Here is a 3,786-nt window from a genome sequence, read left to right as displayed (position 1 = left end):
GACCCCACGGGCGACGGCGTGACCGGCGATCCATTCGCCTGAGGTTGGTGCAATCCCAGCCCGCGAATCGTGAGCAACACTGTTCGGCTCACGTGCATGGATAGTTTTCCATGGCTCGAGGAACGGTGACAGTACCGGTAGCACAATCAGCGCCTGCCACGGATTGAGCTGCCCAGCCGCCTCGGGACCAAAGCCCAAGATCGCCCATGGCACGCCGGCGAGCATGGCCAGCATCGGCAGCAGCATCAACCGCCAGTAACGGGTTCGCGGAGCGCGCCAGGGTGGATAGCGCACGACCGCGCCATAACCGATCGCGACCAGCGCAAACCCCGAGAGTCCTGCAGCAATCTGCCCCCGGACCAAGAACACCAGCGCCAGGGCAATGATCCACAGGAAACCGCCAGCCCAGCCGAGGAGCCAGCCAAGCGGCTCACCACGCCGGGTCGACAGGCTCGACGTAAGCGTCCGGCGAATCACCTCCTATACGAGCGCCGGCGAGGTCTCCGCTGATGCGCTGAGGCACCAGGTCAGCCAGGCAGTCTCGGTGGGGACGGGGAGGTCCGGCGCGGACATTGGCGGCGTGCGCCGAGCGTGTATCAGTGGAGCATTTCGAGCAACACGGCATGCCAACAGGCTGGATCGATCTCGCCGAGCTTGCCCAACAGACGACGCCGATCGACGCAACGGATTTGATCGAGCAGAATGCGCGCCTGCTGGCCGCCAAACACCAGCTCAGGACGACAACCCAGTGGCTGCCCTCGACTGGTGAGCGGTGCGATGATCACGCGCGGCAATGCGGCATTCAGATCATCCGGCGACACGACCAGCCCAGGTCGGGTCTTGTTGATCTCGGTGCCGATGGTCGGATCGAGGTTGATCCAGTAGACCTCGCCGCGACGAATGATTCGGCGCTGGTCTACCATTCCCACTCGCTGGCATCGTCATCCGGTGGCAGCTCCTCCCAGGCGTCAACGTCCTGAACCGGGTTTGCGCCGTTGAACCAGCCTTCCCGCGGTGTTTTCACAGGCTCGATGATGATTCGGTTCCCTTCCAAGCGCAAATCAACGGCGTCGTCGAGTCCGGCTTGAGCCAGCAGGGCGGCCGGGATGATGACGCCTCTCGAGTTGCCGATCTTGCGTAACGTAGTCTGCACCGCCGGCCCCCTGATATGATAACTTTGTTATTACACACGATTTTGCTATCCATGGCAACCAGCCTGCGCCACCGGCGGGATTAAATAGGGGATGAATTTCGGGAGCTGCCCGCAGCCGTTCAGGACGAGCTGCTCGCACACGCGAAACTTCTGGAAGCGTTTGGCCCGCAGCTCGGCCGCCCGCGCGCAGACACTTTGAAGGGGTCCCGGCATGCGAACATGAAGGCACTGCGTTTTGATGCCGACAATGGCGTTTGGCGCGTCGGTTTCGCGTTCGACCCTCGGCGCCGGGCGATTCTGCTGGTTGCTGGAGATCAGGCAGGCGTACCACGGAAACGGTTCTACACACAGTTGGTCCGCAAGGCCGACGAGCGCTTTGACGCGCATCTGAAGCGCCTTGCGTCTGAGAACGGCGGCAACCGATGAAGACATGAACCGATGTGATGCAAGGCCTGCCTGAGGAGCGGCGCGCAGGCGTGGAAGCCCGCGCCGATCTGCTGCTCTCAACTCACCGGCGAGCACGACCGCACGCTGAGCGTTCGGACCCCATTGCTCGGTGACCGATGGCGGGATGAACGACAGGGCCGTGATCAGGCCGAAACCGATCGCGAGATCACGAGATTTCCGTGTGATCAGACGCAACCAAGCACGTAAGCCCTTGGGCAAGCTCGGCAGCGGCAGTGCAGATGCTTTGTTCTTGGTTTGTTTGGAGCGGGATTTGGAGGGAGCTTTGGAGGACTGGGTACGGCGAGGCATTAACAGGGTAGGGGACAAGGCAGCAAAGGGGATCGCGAATCGCAACAAGCCTAACATGCTCAGCGTGATAGGCTGATCCGGGCGCAACCTCTGACCCTGATAGCAGTGATCAGTTACATCGGCAAGGAATCATCATGGACTACAGCCCACTCATCAAAGCCGTTGCCGCTCCGTTGTTGTGGCTGCTGCCCATCCTCCTCCTCATTACTCTGCTGCAAGCATACCGCCCGCGACTGCGCGGCATGCTCGGCGAGCGTGCCGTGGCGCGTGTTCTCAAGCGCTACAGCAGCTATGTCGCCAACGACATCATCCTGCCCAATGGGCTGGGTGGGCTGACCCAGATCGATCATCTCGCGTTGACACCCAATGGCATTCTCGTCATCGAGACCAAGAACTACAGCGGGCTCGTGCTTGGCTGCGAGCATGAGACGACCTGGACACAGGTGATCGGTCGGCGTCGACATCCGTTCCAGAATCCACTCCGTCAGAACCATGGTCACATCAAGGCGGTGGAGACACTTGTCACCGATCTCACTGTCGAGGGCTGGGTCGTCTTTGTTGGGTCGGCCAAGTTCCCGAAAGGCAAACCGCCGGGCGTGCTCGATCTGGCCGGCTTGGAGCGTGAACTCGCCGCGCTGCCCAAGCTGGAGATCCCGCTCCCGATGCGCATGGCCTGGGAGGATCTGATCGCAACAGGCCGACGGGACCAGCAGACACGTAAGGAACATCTCGCTGGCGTGAGGGCAGGACGCGCAGATTACACACCACGGACCTGGATGCCGGCCGACTCCCGAAGCGGGAAACGGCGCGTCGCCAGGGTGCTGATCCAGATCGGTCTGTCCATCATGATCCCCCTGCTGCTGCTCGGATTCCTGAATCGTGAACTGACCAACGCCAGCCGCCAACAGGACACCGCGCTGCCGAACAAGCGTGCTCACAGCGCATCTTCAGGCTCTGCCGCATCCAGCGCCGTTCCTGCAATAGTGCCGAAATCTTTGGATCAGGATCTGGCACGACCAGCGATCAAGCCAGCCGCCATGCAACCGGAGATCCGCAAACCGGATGCTCAACCTGACCCCCGTATCCAATGGTCCTCCAGCACCTCCGAGACGGATGCCACCCGGCGCTGCCGTAAAGCGCAGGTCGCCGTACTGATCGAGAACAGCGCCAGCAACCAACAGCGGCGAGATCGGTTATGTGCTGATCCCGGCGGTGATGGCGGTACCGGGCAGGATCGGTAAGGAACAGACTCAAGGATCGCGGACGAACCTTGGTCGCCACGGCATGCGATGGGGGAGCAGGGCTGTATGCAGGACCGGCGCGCTACAGCAATGCCAGCGTCCGCTCATCGGAGCGGCCACCGAAATACCGATCGAGCAGGCGCTTGAAGACCGAATCTGGCGGCGAGACCTGGGCAAAGAGCGTGGCACAGGAGCGCAGTTTCAGATCATCCGGTGTCCCGAAGACCTCACGGGCGGTGCGCTGCGGGATGCTGAGCGCAGCCTCGGCACAGGCGATCAGGCGCGGGCCAAGCAGCGGATGCGCCAGGTAGGCCTCGGCCTCGGCGCGCGAGCGGATCGCGTAGTCGCGGGCAGTCGCGCTGGTCCCGAGCCCGGCGAACTGCGGGAAGATGAACCACATCCAGTGGGTGCGCTTCTGGCCGGCGCGGATCTCGGCGAGAGTTTCAATCCTTGTTGTAGTGGATTGATGTCGCGGACATTGATTCGCTTGCTTTTTTACGCTTGTTTAATACTACTTTGTTAGATTAATTCCGAGCCCCTAGCTCAACCAGTATCATTCGCGCTATCAGGATCGTTTCCTTTGTAATATCGCTCAATATCTTTACGTCGTTTTTGATGCCGGATGTCCATCTGTGC

The 3,786-nt window shown here is 61.4% G+C and carries 6 protein-coding genes; 1 reads left to right on the top strand and 5 read right to left on the bottom strand.

What is annotated here, in order from left to right; genetic code table 11:
- The 4 genes from CCR96_RS13520 to CCR96_RS25745 form a co-directional block, all read right to left on the bottom strand.
- A partial coding sequence (locus tag CCR96_RS13520; RefSeq protein ID WP_201220652.1) for a hypothetical protein occupies positions 1–477 on the bottom strand: 477 nt, incomplete at its 3' end.
- A 119-nt stretch (positions 478–596) separates the two neighbouring features.
- Positions 597–923: a type II toxin-antitoxin system PemK/MazF family toxin gene (locus CCR96_RS13515; protein ID WP_200241885.1), complete on the bottom strand. Its 327-nt coding sequence runs from the start codon at positions 921–923 to the stop codon at positions 597–599.
- Positions 917–1,153: an AbrB/MazE/SpoVT family DNA-binding domain-containing protein gene (locus tag CCR96_RS13510; RefSeq protein ID WP_201220651.1), complete on the bottom strand. Its 237-nt coding sequence runs from the start codon at positions 1,151–1,153 to the stop codon at positions 917–919. Before CCR96_RS13510 ends, CCR96_RS13515 begins: the two co-directional genes overlap by 7 nt.
- Before the next feature lie 45 nt (positions 1,154–1,198).
- Positions 1,199–1,957 (bottom strand): hypothetical protein, encoded by a 759-nt coding sequence (locus tag CCR96_RS25745; RefSeq protein ID WP_476702836.1) that lies wholly within the window; start codon positions 1,955–1,957, stop codon positions 1,199–1,201.
- A gap of 86 nt (positions 1,958–2,043) precedes the next feature.
- Between CCR96_RS25745 and CCR96_RS13500 the strand changes: the two genes are divergently transcribed.
- Entirely contained in the window at positions 2,044–3,150 is a 1,107-nt protein-coding gene (locus CCR96_RS13500; protein WP_201220650.1) for a nuclease-related domain-containing protein, read from the top strand.
- An 82-nt stretch (positions 3,151–3,232) separates the two neighbouring features.
- Here CCR96_RS13500 and CCR96_RS13495 read toward each other — a convergent pair whose 3' ends face one another.
- Positions 3,233–3,598: a DUF1810 domain-containing protein gene (locus CCR96_RS13495; protein ID WP_338035882.1), complete on the bottom strand. Its 366-nt coding sequence runs from the start codon at positions 3,596–3,598 to the stop codon at positions 3,233–3,235.
- Positions 3,599–3,786: the final 188 nt, after the last annotated feature.

This window comes from Halochromatium roseum (assembly GCF_016653315.1).
Taxonomy (GTDB): Bacteria; Pseudomonadota; Gammaproteobacteria; order Chromatiales; family Chromatiaceae; genus Lamprobacter; species Lamprobacter roseus.
This window is presented reverse-complemented; position numbering and strand designations above follow the sequence as displayed.